Annotated in this window: 15 protein-coding genes and 1 pseudogene; 3 read left to right on the plus strand and 13 right to left on the minus strand. The window is 45.2% G+C overall.

Going from position 1 to position 15164, the window contains the following annotated elements; translation table 11 throughout:
• Positions 1-12: 12 nt before the first annotated feature.
• Positions 13-1014: a thiosulfate ABC transporter substrate-binding protein CysP gene (cysP, locus tag BSR11_RS02530; RefSeq protein WP_072668914.1), complete on the minus strand. Its 1002-nt coding sequence runs from the start codon at positions 1012-1014 to the stop codon at positions 13-15.
• A 260-nt stretch (positions 1015-1274) separates the two neighbouring features.
• Here cysP and cysM point away from each other — a divergent pair, with 260 nt between their 5' ends.
• Both cysM and mutS read left to right on the plus strand, forming a co-directional pair.
• Positions 1275-2165 (plus strand): cysteine synthase CysM, encoded by an 891-nt coding sequence (gene cysM, locus BSR11_RS02535; protein WP_072668915.1) that lies wholly within the window; start codon positions 1275-1277, stop codon positions 2163-2165.
• Between the two features lie 161 nt (positions 2166-2326).
• Positions 2327-4909, plus strand: coding sequence for a DNA mismatch repair protein MutS (gene mutS, locus BSR11_RS02540; protein ID WP_072668916.1), 2583 nt, complete (start codon positions 2327-2329; stop codon positions 4907-4909).
• A gap of 62 nt (positions 4910-4971) precedes the next feature.
• Here mutS and rpoS read toward each other — a convergent pair.
• The 11 genes and pseudogenes from rpoS to folB all read right to left on the minus strand — a co-directional run bounded on the left by rpoS (position 4972) and on the right by folB (position 12950).
• A pseudogene (gene rpoS, locus BSR11_RS02545) lies at positions 4972-5949 on the minus strand (RNA polymerase sigma factor RpoS).
• Between the two features lie 72 nt (positions 5950-6021).
• Positions 6022-6990, minus strand: coding sequence for a murein hydrolase activator NlpD (gene nlpD / locus BSR11_RS02550; RefSeq protein WP_072668917.1), 969 nt, complete (start codon positions 6988-6990; stop codon positions 6022-6024).
• A complete protein-coding gene (locus BSR11_RS02555) occupies positions 6990-7616 on the minus strand; it encodes a protein-L-isoaspartate(D-aspartate) O-methyltransferase (RefSeq protein ID WP_072668918.1) in 627 nt (208 codons plus the stop codon). The genes nlpD and BSR11_RS02555 overlap by 1 nt, the downstream gene beginning before the upstream one ends.
• Before the next feature lie 3 nt (positions 7617-7619).
• Entirely contained in the window at positions 7620-8375 is a 756-nt protein-coding gene (gene surE / locus BSR11_RS02560; protein WP_072668919.1) for a 5'/3'-nucleotidase SurE, read from the minus strand.
• Positions 8368-9414 carry a tRNA pseudouridine(13) synthase TruD gene (gene truD / locus BSR11_RS02565; protein ID WP_072668920.1) on the minus strand — a complete coding sequence of 349 codons (1047 nt, stop codon included), beginning with the start codon at positions 9412-9414 and terminating at the stop codon, positions 8368-8370. The genes surE and truD overlap by 8 nt, the downstream gene beginning before the upstream one ends.
• Before the next feature lie 161 nt (positions 9415-9575).
• Positions 9576-10052 carry a 2-C-methyl-D-erythritol 2,4-cyclodiphosphate synthase gene (gene ispF, locus BSR11_RS02570; RefSeq protein ID WP_072668921.1) on the minus strand — a complete coding sequence of 159 codons (477 nt, stop codon included), beginning with the start codon at positions 10050-10052 and terminating at the stop codon, positions 9576-9578.
• On the minus strand, positions 10049-10750 hold the full coding sequence (ispD, locus tag BSR11_RS02575) for a 2-C-methyl-D-erythritol 4-phosphate cytidylyltransferase (RefSeq protein WP_110167666.1): 702 nt from the start codon (positions 10748-10750) through the stop codon (positions 10049-10051). The genes ispF and ispD overlap by 4 nt, the downstream gene beginning before the upstream one ends.
• On the minus strand, positions 10750-11031 hold the full coding sequence (gene ftsB, locus BSR11_RS02580; protein WP_072668922.1) for a cell division protein FtsB: 282 nt from the start codon (positions 11029-11031) through the stop codon (positions 10750-10752). Before ftsB ends, ispD begins: the two co-directional genes overlap by 1 nt.
• Before the next feature lie 252 nt (positions 11032-11283).
• A complete protein-coding gene (locus BSR11_RS02585) occupies positions 11284-12087 on the minus strand; it encodes an undecaprenyl-diphosphate phosphatase (protein ID WP_072668923.1) in 804 nt (267 codons plus the stop codon).
• Positions 12088-12096: 9 nt separating this feature from the next.
• The gene (folK, locus tag BSR11_RS02590) at positions 12097-12600 is read right to left on the minus strand and encodes a 2-amino-4-hydroxy-6-hydroxymethyldihydropteridine diphosphokinase (RefSeq protein WP_072668924.1); all 504 of its coding nucleotides are present in this window, start codon (positions 12598-12600) and stop codon (positions 12097-12099) included.
• Positions 12597-12950: a bifunctional dihydroneopterin aldolase/7,8-dihydroneopterin epimerase gene (folB, locus tag BSR11_RS02595; RefSeq protein ID WP_072668925.1), complete on the minus strand. Its 354-nt coding sequence runs from the start codon at positions 12948-12950 to the stop codon at positions 12597-12599. The genes folK and folB overlap by 4 nt, the downstream gene beginning before the upstream one ends.
• A 522-nt stretch (positions 12951-13472) precedes the next feature.
• Between folB and plsY the strand changes: the two genes are divergently transcribed.
• Positions 13473-14066, plus strand: a complete 594-nt coding sequence (gene plsY, locus BSR11_RS02600; RefSeq protein ID WP_072668926.1) for a glycerol-3-phosphate 1-O-acyltransferase PlsY — start codon at positions 13473-13475, stop codon at positions 14064-14066.
• Positions 14067-14120: 54 nt separating this feature from the next.
• Here the strand turns inward: plsY and tsaD are convergent, their stop codons facing one another.
• Positions 14121-15137 (minus strand): tRNA (adenosine(37)-N6)-threonylcarbamoyltransferase complex transferase subunit TsaD, encoded by a 1017-nt coding sequence (gene tsaD / locus BSR11_RS02605; protein WP_072668927.1) that lies wholly within the window; start codon positions 15135-15137, stop codon positions 14121-14123.
• Positions 15138-15164: the final 27 nt, after the last annotated feature.

The following is a 15164-nucleotide window of genomic DNA, read 5'->3' on the forward strand; positions in this document are numbered from 1 at the left end:
GCGAATAATCGGTTAACGACGTTGTAATTGATCCAATTTTGCGCCATTGGCAAAATGATCTTGCATGGCTTTTTCCCAACCACCTGCGATAGTCTCTACCGTTAATAGTTCGACATCAGGAAAACGATCGGCAAACTCGGCTTTCACTTTTTCATCATGAATTCGATAGCTAAAACCAGCCAGTAAACGCTGCGCTTCTTCACTGTACAAATAAGAAAGGTATTCGTGAGCAACTTCATAAGTGCCTTTACGTTTAGCGGTACGCTCGACAACCGCTACCGGAAATTCAGCCAAAATAGAAATTTTAGGCACCACGACTTGGTAATCATCCATGCCGTACTGCTGACGAATATTATTAACTTCAGATTCAAAGGTAATCAAGACGTCCCCAAGACCACGCTCAACAAAAGAAGTGGTTGCCCCTCGACCTCCGGTATCAAATACCGCAACATTGGCGAGAAACTGTCTTAAAAATCGGTCTTGTTCCGCTTGATTATCAGCGCCAAATTGTTGTTGTGCAAAACCTAGTGCAGCCAAGTAAGTATAACGCGCATTACCGGAAGTTTTCGGATTTGGAAACACCGATGACACATCGTCGCGAGCTAAATCATCCCAGTTTTGAATATTTTTCGGGTTACCTTTGCGAACTAAAAATGCGGTTGTTGAATAATAAGGTGAGCTCGCATTAGGAAATTGATCTTGCCAATTGGCGTCGATGAGCTTTCCCCGATCATGCAGAACTTGCACGTCGGTAACTTGGTTGAAGGTCACCACATCCGCAGCAAGCCCTTGTAAAATAGAACGAGCTTGGGCGGAAGAGCCACCATGAGATTGGCGTATTTCTACCGTTTGCCCAGTTTTTTCTTGCCAATGCTTAGCAAATAGCGGGTTATAAGCATTGAAAAGCTCACGAGCGATATCATACGATGAGTTAAGAATGGTTTGATCGGCGGCTGAAACATTCAATGATCCAACCATAAGTAGTGTGGCTAACGCCGACTTAATAAACTTCATATTTGATACTCCACAATTCCCGTTGCCAGCATGGCTTCCTATTGCTTAGAGTATTAGGTAAATGAATTATAACAAAGCTTATTAATAGAACTTTTTGGAATAAAATCTAGCAATAAATTGTATGTCGATTAAACCGTGAGTTTTATAATAAACAGACGACCGGAGTGTGATAAAACAGCTTAGTCTGAACGACACCTCTATCACTCAGACAACCAGCGGTGTACTGTTTCATCAAATGATCAATGACTAAGGATAAGCACGTGACTGATTTTCCAACCATCGAAGCGTATGTCGGACAAACACCATTAGTTCGTTTACAAAGATTACCTCAAGGTAACTCAAGTACCGTTTTAGTCAAACTGGAAGGAAATAATCCAGCAGGTTCAGTCAAAGACCGTCCAGCGTTGAATATGATTATTCAGGCAGAAAAGCGTGGTGATATACAACCTGGAGATAGGATCATCGAAGCCACCAGTGGTAATACTGGTATCGCTTTAGCCATGGCTGCGGCTATTAAAGGCTACAAAATGACCTTAATCATGCCAGATAACGCAACCCAAGAGCGTAAAGATTCTATGCGCGCCTATGGCTGTGAATTAATTCTGGTCAGTAAAGATCAAGGGATGGAAGGAGCACGTGATTTAGCTCTGCAAATGCAAGCTCAAGGCAAAGGGAAGGTGTTGGATCAATTTAATAATCCAGATAATCCCTTAGCGCACTTTCAGTCAACCGGCCCCGAAATTTGGCAGCAAAGCCAAGGAAAAATTACTCACTTTGTCTCTAGTATGGGAACCACTGGCACCATCATGGGGACATCTCGCTATCTAAAACAACAAAACCCGCAGATCCAAATCATCGGTCTACAACCATCTGAAGGCAGCTCGATACCTGGAATTCGCCGCTGGCCAAAGGAGTATCTACCGGGGATTTTTGAACAGTCTCGGGTCGATGTGGTGATGGACATCAGCGAGCAAGACGCTATTCAAACAGCGCGCGCGTTAGCAACTCAGGAGGGGATTTGCGCAGGTGTTAGCTCCGGAGGCTCTGTATTTGCCGCCTTACAAATCGCCAAACAAAATCCAGGCTCGGTGGTTGTCGCGATCGTCTGTGATCGTGGTGATCGTTATCTCTCTTCTGGTCTATTTTCTTGAAACCAAAAGAGTATTTTTGAATGACATGATGAGCCTGTTCATCATGTCATTCACTGCCTGCCCCATCGGTTGATTGCTCATTAATAGTGAAGTTTGTTATCCTCTGCGGCTGAGTTGTTGACGCTCAGAACAAACAACTGGCTAACCGAGTAACGAATACCATGAGTACATCCAACGCTTCTTGCATCGAGTCTTCCTCATCTCATACGCCAATGATGAGGCAATATCTTAAACTCAAAGCAGAAAACCCCGATATTTTGCTGTTTTATCGTATGGGTGATTTTTATGAGCTGTTTTATGATGATGCAAAACGCGCCTCGCAATTATTAGATATCTCACTCACTAAACGTGGAGCGTCCGCTGGTGAGCCGATTCCTATGGCTGGCGTTCCTTACCATGCCGTCGAAGGCTATTTAGCTAAGCTGGTACAACTGGGAGAATCCATTGCTATTTGCGAACAAATTGGCGATCCGGCAACCAGTAAAGGCCCCGTTGAACGTAAAGTAGTACGCATTATTACCCCTGGCACCATTACTGACGAAGCCTTATTGTCTGAGCGTAGCGATAACTTGATTGCGGCGATTTACCATCAAGACGGTAAATTTGGTTATGCGACTTTGGATGTCACTTCTGGCCGCTTCCAACTTTCTGAACCAGATTCGGTAGAATCAATGTGCGCTGAACTGCAACGCACTGCACCGCGCGAATTACTCTTTCCTGAGGATTTTGGCCCAGTACAGGTTCTGGCCAATCGTAAAGGTAACCGCCGCCGCCCGATTTGGGAATTCGAACTCGACACCGCAAAACAGCAGTTGAATCAACAATTTGGTACTCGTGACTTGGTGGGTTTTGGTGTAGAAAAAGCCAAACTCGGTTTATGTGCAGCAGGCTGCTTAATTCAATACGTAAAAGATACTCAGCGCACCGCCCTACCCCATATTCGTGCTCTGACTTTTGATCGCCAAGATCAATCGGTTATTTTAGATGCAGCGACTCGTCGTAACTTAGAATTAACCCAAAATTTAGCGGGCGGACAAGAGCACACCTTAGCGGAAGTATTAGATCACTGTGCGACCGCAATGGGTAGCCGCATGCTCAAACGCTGGATTCATCAACCTACTCGCCATATCGACACCATCAATCAACGTTTGGATGGAATCACTGAGTTAAAACAAGAAGCTCTCTTTGCTGAACTTTCCCCAATACTAAAACAAATTGGCGATATTGAGCGTATCTTGGCTCGTTTAGCACTGCGCTCTGCTCGTCCACGTGATTTGGCTCGCCTGCGAAATGCGCTACAGCAGTTACCTGAACTCAACCAGCAAATGGCATCACTGAAACACCCTTATTTATGTCAACTACGTCAAGATGCCCAGCCTATTGAATCCCTTTCTCTATTGCTAGAACGTGCAATAAAAGATAACCCTCCAGTGGTGATCCGTGATGGCGGAGTGATTGCCGATGGCTATGATGCTGAACTGGACGAGTGGCGAAAATTAGCGGCTGGCGCGACCGAGTATCTTGATCAATTAGAAGCCGATGAGCGTGAACGTCACGGTATTGACAGCTTGAAAGTCGGTTACAACAATGTGCACGGCTTTTATATCCAAGTCAGCCGCGGACAAAGCCAACTTGTGCCACCGCACTATGTACGTCGCCAAACCTTAAAAAATGCTGAACGCTATATTATTCCTGAGCTCAAAGCACATGAAGACAAAGTTTTAAATTCAAAATCCAAGGCGTTAGCACTAGAAAAACAGCTTTGGGAACAATTATTTGATCTGTTACTGCCCCATTTAGAGCGTTTGCAGGCGTTAGCTTCTGCACTCTCACAGTTAGACGTGTTACAAAATTTAGCCGAAAGAGCAGAAAGCTTGGATTATTGTCGGCCAACTTTAACCGAGAGTATTGGTTTACAGATTCAAGCCGGTCGACATCCAGTGGTTGAGCAAGTGATGAACGATCCCTTTATTGCCAACCCAATCACACTCCACCAACAGCGCAAAATGTTGATCATTACTGGTCCGAACATGGGGGGTAAATCGACTTATATGCGCCAAACCGCCTTGATCGCCCTGATGGCGCATATGGGCAGTTACGTCCCAGCGCAATCAGCGACGATTGGTTTGTTAGATCGGATTTTCACGCGGATTGGTGCTTCTGATGATCTGGCTTCAGGACGATCCACGTTTATGGTTGAAATGACCGAAACCGCGAATATTCTGCATAATGCAACACAGCATAGTTTGGTATTGATGGATGAGATTGGCCGGGGCACCAGCACTTATGATGGGCTCTCTTTAGCATGGGCCAGTGCCGAATGGTTAGCCACTAAAATTGGGGCGATGACTCTATTTGCTACTCACTATTTTGAGTTAACTGAACTGCCCAACACTTTGCCACATTTGGCGAATGTTCATCTCGATGCGGTTGAGCATGGTGAAAACATCGCCTTCATGCACGCCGTACAAGAAGGGGCGGCCAGTAAATCTTACGGTTTAGCCGTCGCGAGCTTAGCGGGCGTACCTAAGGCTGTGATTACCAATGCCAAAAATAAACTCGCGCAGCTTGAGCAACAGCGAGAGACGACGAAGAAACCTGCAGCATCACTGGCTATAACTGATCAAATGAGCTTGATTCCTGAGCCAAGTGAAGTTGAACAACTACTCGCCGATATTGATCCCGATGAGCTGACACCACGCCAAGCATTAGAAGCCTTATATCGTTTAAAAAAACATTTATAAACACCTAACTATTAAAGCAAAAAGGCACCGTAACGGTGCCTTTACTCGCTCATTAAAACCAATTAATAGTCATTATCAACATTAAACAAAGCTTCCATATTCAGCCCTTGTTTAACGAGGATCTCACGCAATCGGCGTAAGCCTTCCACTTGGATCTGTCTGACTCGTTCACGAGTAAGGTTAATTTCTCGCCCAACTTCTTCCAGTGTTGATGGTTCATAACCCAGTAATCCAAAACGGCGTGCTAAGACTTCTTTTTGCTTTGGATTGAGCTCATCAAGCCAATTAAGCAAAGATAAACGAATATCGTCATCTTGAGTCGATACTTCCGGATCAGAGTGGTTAGAGTCTGGCAGAATATCCAACAATGCTTTATCGCCATCGCCACCAATCGGAGTATCAACAGAACTGATTCGCTCATTCAAACGTAGCATTTTGTTGACATCTTCAACTGGCTTGTCCAGCTCAGCAGCAATCTCTTCTGCCGTAGGTTCATGGTCTAAACGCTGTGAAAGCTCACGAGCGGTGCGCAAATAGATATTGAGTTCTTTAACAACATGAATCGGTAGACGAATGGTACGAGTTTGATTCATCAGCGCCCGTTCGATGGTTTGACGAATCCACCACGTGGCATAAGTCGAAAAACGAAAGCCTCGTTCTGGGTCAAACTTCTCAACCGCTCTGATCAAACCTAGATTGCCTTCTTCAATCAAATCGAGCAAGGCTAGACCACGGTTACTGTAACGACGAGAGATTTTCACAACCAAGCGTAGGTTACTTTCAATCATTCGCTTGCGCGCGACCTCATCACCACGTAACGCACGTCGAGCATAAAGAACTTATTCTTCGGCGGTTAAAAGGGGTGAGAAACCAATTTCACTCAAATACATCTGTGTTGCATCTAAGCTTTTGCTCGATGCATCGTATTCTTCTTTGAGGTTAATGGCGGATAGTTGCTCAACGTCAGACTCCGCTGCGCTGATAACTTCAGGATCAAAATCAAAATCTTCGACTTTAGTGACTGAATTGCTGATACTCATAACGCCTCCCCTGGCGAGCTAGCAAGACATTACAACTTCAAATGTCGGCTACATAACTCATCACAAGCATGTTTATGGTAAGTAGCGTTGTGGATTCACTGGCTTACCTTGGTAACGAATTTCAAAATGTAAGCGAACACTGGTGGTTCCTGAGCTGCCCATGGTCGCGATTTTTTGACCGGCAGTTACATTCTGACCTTCTTGAACCAGCAGTTGATCATTATGAGCATAGGCACTTAGATAGTCATCATTGTGCTTAATAATGATCAAATTGCCGTAGCCGCGTAGCGCATTACCTGAATACACCACTGTCCCAGCCGCGGTAGAAACAATCGATTGACCTCGCTGACCTGCAATATCAATACCTTTGTTTCCTTGATCTCCTGCGGAGAAACCTTTAATTACTCTCCCTTTGGTTGGCCATAGCCACTTAGCGATTTTATCGTTATTTTGTGTCGGTTTAGTGACAGGCTGATTAGTAACATTCACTTTAGGTGTAGATTCAACATACCTGTTTGTTTTCGGTTGTTCAATAGGTGGCGTAGGTGCTTTCCTATCAGTTGTAGGCGTTTTCTTACCATTTTGAGAGATCGATACAGGATTAGAGTCTTTGCTCTTCACAGACACCGACGGAGTCACGACAACGGGCGTAGGCGCAGTGACAGGAGTCGATGCTGAAGCAACACTCCCTACCGAGCTAACATTAGCTCTAGGTCGAGGACCAGCGCCCGTTCCAGCATAAGCAGGAGGCGTATAAACCGGCCCCCATAAACGCAACTTTTGCCCAGGATGAATCACATAAGGCGCTTGCAGGCGATTAAAACGGATAATATCGTTAACATCTTTATCAGTGATGTAAGAGATAAAATATAAAGTATCGCCTTTTTTTACCTCATAATAACTGCCTCGATAGCTGCCACGAGGTATTGAATTATAGTCTTTGTTCAGCCCCGAAACTGGCGCAGGAGTGTTAACCGCACAACCAAATAGTAAGCAGCACAAACCAATCAACCATCCATTTCGACACTGTAGCTTTTTCATTAAGCTAATTCACCTGCTACTAAAGGTACGAAACGTACCGTTTCTACGCTTTGAGTCATCCATTCATCACCTTGGCGACAAATACACAGTAGTTGCTGCTCTTCTTCCCCTACAGGAATAACTAAACGCCCACCATCGGTTAGTTGATTAAGTAAAGCCTGAGGCACCACTGGTGCGGCCGCAGTAACGATAATCGCATCAAACGGTGCTTTAGCCGTCCACCCTTGCCAGCCATCACCGTGTTTAGTTGAGACATTATAAATATCCAATTGTTTCAAACGGCGTTTCGCTTCCCATTGTAAAAATTTAATACGCTCAATTGAAAATACGTGATCAACCAGTTGAGCGAGTACCGCCGTTTGATATCCCGACCCCGTCCCCACTTCTAAAACTCGGCTATGTGGTTTTAAAGACAATAGCTGCGTCATTTTGGCCACAATATAAGGTTGGGAAATCGTCTGTCCAAGACCAATAGGTAACGCGTTGTTATCGTAAGCTTGGTGCATCATCGCTTGCGATACAAAGCGCTCTCTTGGCAATCCATGAATGGCTGAAAGTACCGCTTGATCATCAATACCTTGCTGCACTAAATATTCAATCAATTTGTCCGCTTTAGGGTTACTCATTTTTTATACCTTTAACCACGTCGCCATCGCTCCTAGCGACTCGTGTGCAGTTAAATCAACCAGTATCGGCGTGACTGACACATACTTTTGCTCAATAGCAAAAAAGTCGGTGCCTTCACCCGCGTCTTGCTCTCTTCCCGGAGGCCCCAACCAGTAGATATCATGCCCTCGTGGATCTTTTTGTTTGATCATGTTCTCAGCATGATGACGAGCGCCAAGTCGGGTGACTTGAGTCCCTGTTAGCTGCTCGAAAGGCACGTCTGGAATATTAATATTAATCAATCGATTCGTTGGAATTGGAGAAGATAAGTGCTGCAAAACAATTTGACGAGCAATCTTACCCGCCGTTGCAAAATGGGTTTTACCAACCAAAGAGAAAGCGATAGATTGCACACCAAGAAAATGCCCTTCCATAGCAGCAGCAACCGTACCAGAATAAAGCACATCATCGCCTAAGTTAGCACCATGATTGATACCACTTAATACCAGATCCGGCAAATCATGTTTGAGTAATTCATTAAGAGCAAAATGAACGCAATCGGTGGGTGTACCCTGTACGGAATAGGTATTCGGCTCAATTTTAGTGACTCGCAATGGCTGCTCTAACGTCAAAGAATTTGAGGCACCTGAACGATTTCTATCCGGAGCAACAATGATAATCTCAGCCAAGTCGGCTAATGCATAGGCCAGCGCTCGAATACCCTCGGCATAAACACCATCATCATTACTCAATAAAATTTTTAATTTTTTATTAGTCATAAACTCGTTCAACTGGAATTTCTTCAATTAACTCACGGACGATAGAGGTCGCAAAACTGCCCGCATCCAAAGTAAAGCTAAGCACTATATTATTATTGTCGACTTGCCACTGAAGCTGCTGAGGATGTAAGGCAATCACTCGCCTGTCGTGACGCATCCGGTTGCCGCGGATCAGTTTCATTAGATCGGGTTCGGCATCGAGCGCTTGTTGCTCCAAGGCTTGCGCAGCACTTTGAGTCGGCAGAGCATTATCTCCTGCCAATGCCGCAGTAATTTGTACTTTCTGATCGGCTAACTGTTGGTTAAACTCCATCAGTTGCTCACCACTAACCAGTTCTGATGCTCCGTTTTTTAAGGCGATATCCCCCTCAATAAAAGATTCAAAACACCCTGACTGAATGCGAGCAGAAACAATATGATTAAAAATCCACGAACGGGCAGCAGATAAATACAAACTGCGCTGATTTTGATTACGAGAGCGCACATTGTCACGTCCCCAGCGACGGGCTTCATGAAGGTTATTACCATCTTTACCAAAGCGCTGTTGACCAAAATAGTTAGGGACTCCCTGCTCAGCAAGCACCTGCAAACGTTGCACAACATTATCGATATCGGTCACTTCGCTCAGGGTCAGTTCAAAGTGATTGCCCTGCAAATCACCGGGACGTAACTTTTTATGATGGCGAGTCATCGCCAATACTTGAATACTTGGGTATTGCTTTTCAAATGCGGCCAAATTCGGCAATTTACCATCAGGAAGATAGACACTGAGCCACTGTTCCGTCACAGCATGACGATCTTTAAGCCCGGCCCAGCCGACATCTTTGGATTTTACACCACACGCCTTAGCCAGCTCGTTCGCGACAAAACTGGTATTTTCTCCGGTTTTTCTAATGCACACCATGACATGCTCACCTTCACCAGAGAAGGTATAGCCCAAATCTTCGATGACCTTAAAATGCTCTGGTCGTGCTTTAATTTTTGCTTTCGCCGTCGGCTGACCACATAAATACGCCAACGAAGAGAGAAGATCAGTCATTTTTTATTCCAATATCTGCCTACTCACACTCGTTAACGAAAATTTGAGTTTATGGTAAGCAGTGAATGTATCCCATCGCTATCGTTCGATAACAATCGAGGAGTAAGATAAACGGACGGCGTACCGCTCCACATACCATCATGCAAAGCGTTCACCAAGTACTAAGCTTTGATTAATAATACCACGGCCTCACAAGCGATCCCTTCTTTACGGCCAGTAAAGCCGAGCTGTTCGGTGGTGGTTGCTTTGACATTAATGTTACTGATTGCTGTTTGTAAGTCCTCAGCAATCACTTGACACATTGATTCAATATAAGGAGCCATCTTCGGTGCTTGAGCAATCAGGGTAATATCAGCATTACCCAACTGATACCCTTGTTTGAGAACGCGTTGATACACATCGCGCAGTAAGGCTCGACTATCAGCACCTTTCCATTGTTCATCCGTATCGGGAAAATGGCGGCCAATATCACCGGCGGCAATCGCGCCTAACAGTGCATCACACAAAGCATGCAGCGCCACATCACCATCAGAGTGAGCTATCAGGCCCTGCTCATAAGGGATAGAAACACCACCAATTATCACTGGGCCTTCACCGCCAAATTTATGCACATCAAAACCGTGACCAATACGTATCATGCTGTTTCCTTTTTCTGACTGACATAGAACTCAGCCAATGCCAGATCTTCTGGCTGAGTAATTTTAATATTATCCGCTCGACCGCTTACCAAAGCGGGATACACACCTTGCCACTCGAAAGCAGAAGCTTCATCGGTAATGATGGCATGCTGTGCTAAGGCTTGTTGCAGAGCTTGTAACAAGGGTTGGCAACGAAACATCTGCGGCGTGAGTGCATGCCATAACGCTTGACGTTCAACAGTCTGCACAATGTTTCCATCACCATCGCCACGCTTCATCGTGTCGCGAACTGGGCTAGCGAGTATCGCTCCCACTGGGTGAGATAACGCGCGCTGAATTAACTGGCTAATATCACGCTCAGTGACGCAGGGTCTGGCCGCATCATGCACCATTACCCATTCCCCTAATTGCTGTTCATCCACCAAACGCAGCGCATTCATCACCGAATCTGCGCGCTCTTTTCCGCCATTCACCACCTTCACTCGGGGATGACTTGCTAATGATAAGGAAGAAAAGTAAGGGTCTTGCTGACTGATAGCAATGACAACCTGTCCTATCTGTGGGTGAGCCAATAACTGCTCAACCGTATGCTCTAATACCGTTTTTCCATTAAGCAGGAGATATTGCTTAGGACGATCAGCTTGCATTCGACTGCCAACCCCAGCAGCAGGGACAATTGCGGTAATTAATGGGACGATCAAGGCGTTACCTCACCGATAATCCGATAGAAGGTTTCATTATCTTTGACCATTCCTAACTCATGACGGGCACGCTCTTCAATGGCATCGAGCCCCTGCCGTAAATCATCGATTTCAGCAAACATCTCTTGGTTTCGTTGATGCAAATTACTGTTTACTTGCTCTTGCACCTTAATTTCACTCGAGACCGTTCGAAAGTCTACAATGCCATTCTTACTTAGCCATAAATGGTATTGCAGCCAGCCAAATAGCAAACATAAGGCTATTGCCAATACTCGCATCTTTTTCACCTTACTGATGGGAGCGGTACATCGTGCAGATGTACCGTCTACATTGACGATTTACTTGCGAGCTTACTTATATCATAAGAGCCAAAATCAGGCGAGTAAGCTCACCGCTTAAGTGGTTGCTACTCAACACCTATCCCAAATGATTGAAACAACGCAACACAAACATCCTGATGATACTGACTGAACCTAACCAAGCCTGAGATAACGTACAAGGCGAGCGGATCGGCTCTCATGACAAAAATATTAATTCATCGATAAAAACAGAAGTAATCCGCAACCTAAAATTAAACGATAAATGACAAAAGGAGTCATACCCATTCGAGAAATAAGTTTTAGGAAAAAGAAAATGCACAAATAAGCACTAATAAACGAAGTGAGCACGCCAGTAATTAAGAAATTCATCTGAATCGGTTCACCGCTCGTGATTAACTTAAGACCTAAATATCCACCAGCTAAGGTAATAATTGGAATCGACATTAAAAATGAAAATCGCGCCGCAGCCTCGCGGGTAAAACCTAAATACAGTGCAGCCGTAATGGTTGCTCCTGAGCGAGAGGTACCCGGAATGATCGCTAGCGCCTGCGCAAGACCAACAAAAAGAGCCTGCTTCCATCCTGCTTGATATTCATCTTGAGCAAGGCGAGCATGTCTATCCACATACCAAAGCAACAAGCCAAAAATGATCGTCGTTATGGCAATGACCCAGGCACTACGCAGATACAGTTCGACAATATCTTTCATTAATAAACCAAAAATACACGCAGGAATGGTCGCAAGAACAATCAACCAAGCCAGTTTCGCTTCTTTAGTGCGATCGCCTTTGAAAATAGACGCAAAAAATGCGCGTAATAAGCTCACCACTTCATGGCGAAAATAAATAATCACCGCAGCTAAGGTGCCAACATGTACTGCGACATCAAAAGCTAAGCCTTGATCTTCCCAACCTAAAATCGCCGACGGCAAAATGAGATGAGCCGAGCTAGAAATAGGTAAAAATTCAGTTAAGCCTTGGATCAACGCTAATATAAACGCTTCAAAATAAGTCATGATTATTCTCTAATTAACGGATTCACGGATGGAAAACCACAAAGGAATGGGGGTTAAAGAATCGAGATCTGGCGTTGCTTGCCACACCTCTTCAACCGTTTTCTCGCTGCCAGGGATCAGCAGTTGAGGCGACAAGTCGTACAAAGGTTGGATAACAAACGGATAATGATAAATATCGCGTCTTGGTAAGACGGGAGCCTCCGTAGAGACTTGGTTACCATAGAGTAGTAAATCTAAGTCTAAGGTACGGTCTTGGAATTTCTTTGCGTTGCTTTCTCTTCCCCAACGCTGTTCTATATGCCGTAATTTCTCTAGCAAGGCCGGTAAAGACAATGTGGTGCTAAGTTCAGCAACAAGATTATAAAAAGGATGACTATCAAAGCCGACAGACGGGCATTCATAAACCGACGATAAACGCAGCTGATCAGTTAATGTCGCTAAGTCACGACATCCTGCTTCAATATGTTGATGGCGTTGAACATTTGAACCAATACCAACATAGCAAGTTATCATGCCTGTCCTCGTTCAATTACCACACCAACCCCTCTCGCTTGTGCCACTGCTCCCGGTTTTGTTAAGCGAATCTTCACCCAAGGCACAGAAAAACGCTGTATAATCAACTCAGCCACTTCTTCAGCAACTCGCTCTACCAATAAAAAACGTCCCTGCTCAATATGCTCTATCACCGCTTGACTGACTTGCGCATAATCTAATGCATCAGCCACATCATCACTTTTTCCAGCGGGTTGATTGTTATGCGCCATCTCCAAATCAAGCACTAATTTTTGCTTAATGGTCTGCTCCCAGTCATAAACACCAATGGTTGTCACCACGGTTAACTGCTCGATAAAAACTTTATCCATGGCGATATTGCCTCCTTTTTGCTGGTCGGATATCCAAATTGAGTAAAAAAACGGACTATTTTTGCTTATCACGATATCATATACCCAAATCACCTATTGATGCGAAACTCCGAATAGTTTTTTTGTTTCTCAACACAATTGAACGATCTCTTTTATGCTATTTAACAATCGCTTGGAATACAGTCGACGTTCTTTATCCATTGTCAAAGAGCAGTCAAGTTACGCTGTTTTATAAGCATGGCAACGTAATTAAATTGAGCGATACGATGCTTATCCGGTGTATATCACGTTAAAAATAAAGAAATCCTGAGACTATATACCCAAACGACTTGGAGTAGCCGGTAGAGGGTAAGTGCATAATCCCCAATGAGCGTTGACCAACGATGTGATTGGACGAATGAAAGCAGCCAACACCGCAGCAGCGTCAAGTAGGAAGGGAATATTCACCGCATTAGAGAGTCCCCGCTTAAACATTGGCTCAAGGACAGACTTTGCAGCTAAACAACGACGGTAGAGGCCAGTATGACGCCACTAGCACTGATCATGATCATTTGCGCCTATTTACTGGGATCCATATCCAGTGCGGTGTTGATCTGCCGATTACTGCGGCTGCCTGATCCTCGCGGCGTTGGTTCCCATAACCCCGGAGCCACCAATGTGCTGCGCATTGCTGGTAAGAAAACCGCCCTGACCGTGCTGATTTGTGACATGCTCAAAGGAACGATCCCAGTTTGGAGTGGCTATTACCTTAACATCGATCCTTTGATGCTCGGCTTAATCGGTATCGCCGCATGCCTTGGCCATATGTATCCCTTATTTTTCCATTTCAAAGGTGGTAAAGGTGTGGCGACAGCGCTAGGCGCTATTGCACCAATAGGCTTAGAATTAACCGCCATGGTCATCGTCACTTGGTTAGTGGTGGTGTTTATTTTCCGTTATTCCTCCCTTGCTGCATTGGTGACCGTGTTATTGACGCCTTTTTATACCTGGATGATCAAACCGCACTACACGTTACCCGTCGCCATGCTCTGCTGTTTAATCGTGCTGCGTCACCAAGAGAACATTAAGCGTCTTTTTATCGGCACTGAGCCAAAAGTGGGTGAGAAAAAACCATAAAAAAACGGCCACGACGGTGACCGTTTCCACTGAGAAGTTTTACCGTTTGATTAATTAAACGATCGGCGTCAGTTGGTCAATCGGCCAGCGAGGCCTTGCTTGAACACTGAGCTCTGTTACATCACCATTTTTTAAGCGCTGCATACCCGCATAGGCAATCATCGCGCCATTATCGGTACAAAATTCGGTACGCGGATAAAAGACTTCACCGCCAATTTTTTCGGCTAATTTGGCTAAATCAGCGCGCAGCTGCTTATTCGCACTCACCCCACCAGCAATCACAATACGCTTCATTCCGGTTTGCTCGAGTGCACGTCGACATTTAATGACTAACGTGTCACACACTGCATCTTGAAAAGCGTAAGCAATATCAGCCCGAGTTTGTTCATCGTCGCCATTGGCAGCAATGGTATTGGCCGTAAAGGTTTTTAAACCTGAAAAACTCATGTCTAAACCTGGGCGATCGGTCATAGGACGAGGAAATTTAAAGCGTCCAGGCGTGCCTTTTTCTGCTAAACGAGCCAACATCGGCCCCCCTGGATAATCGAGCCCCATCAACTTTGCGGTTTTATCAAACGCTTCGCCCGCAGCATCATCAATCGATTCGCCTAAAATCGTATAATCGCCAATCCCCTTGACCTCAACCATCATCGAATGACCACCAGAAACCAGTACCGCAACAAAAGGAAACGGCGGTGGATTGTCTTCCAGCATCGGGGCCAATAAATGCCCTTCCATATGATGGACCGCTACCGCAGGGATATTCCAAGCGTATGCCAAACTGCGGCCGATCGTCGCGCCAACCAATAAAGCGCCCACTAAACCGGGGCCAGCGGTATAAGCTATGCCATCGATATCGGCAGGAGTGAGCTTCGCCTCGGCCATAGCGGCTTTAATCAGTGGAATGGTTTTTTTCACGTGATCACGTGAAGCCAGCTCCGGTACCACACCACCATAATCGGCGTGCAATTTTACTTGGCTATACAATTGATGAGATAAAAGGCCTTTCTCATCATCATAAATCGCGATTCCAGTCTCATCGCAAGAAGTTTCAATTCCAATAATGCGCATAGTATTCTCAGCATGCTGTCAGCTAAC

The organism is Vibrio injensis (assembly GCF_001895205.1).
Lineage (GTDB): Bacteria > Pseudomonadota > Gammaproteobacteria > Enterobacterales > Vibrionaceae > Vibrio > Vibrio injensis.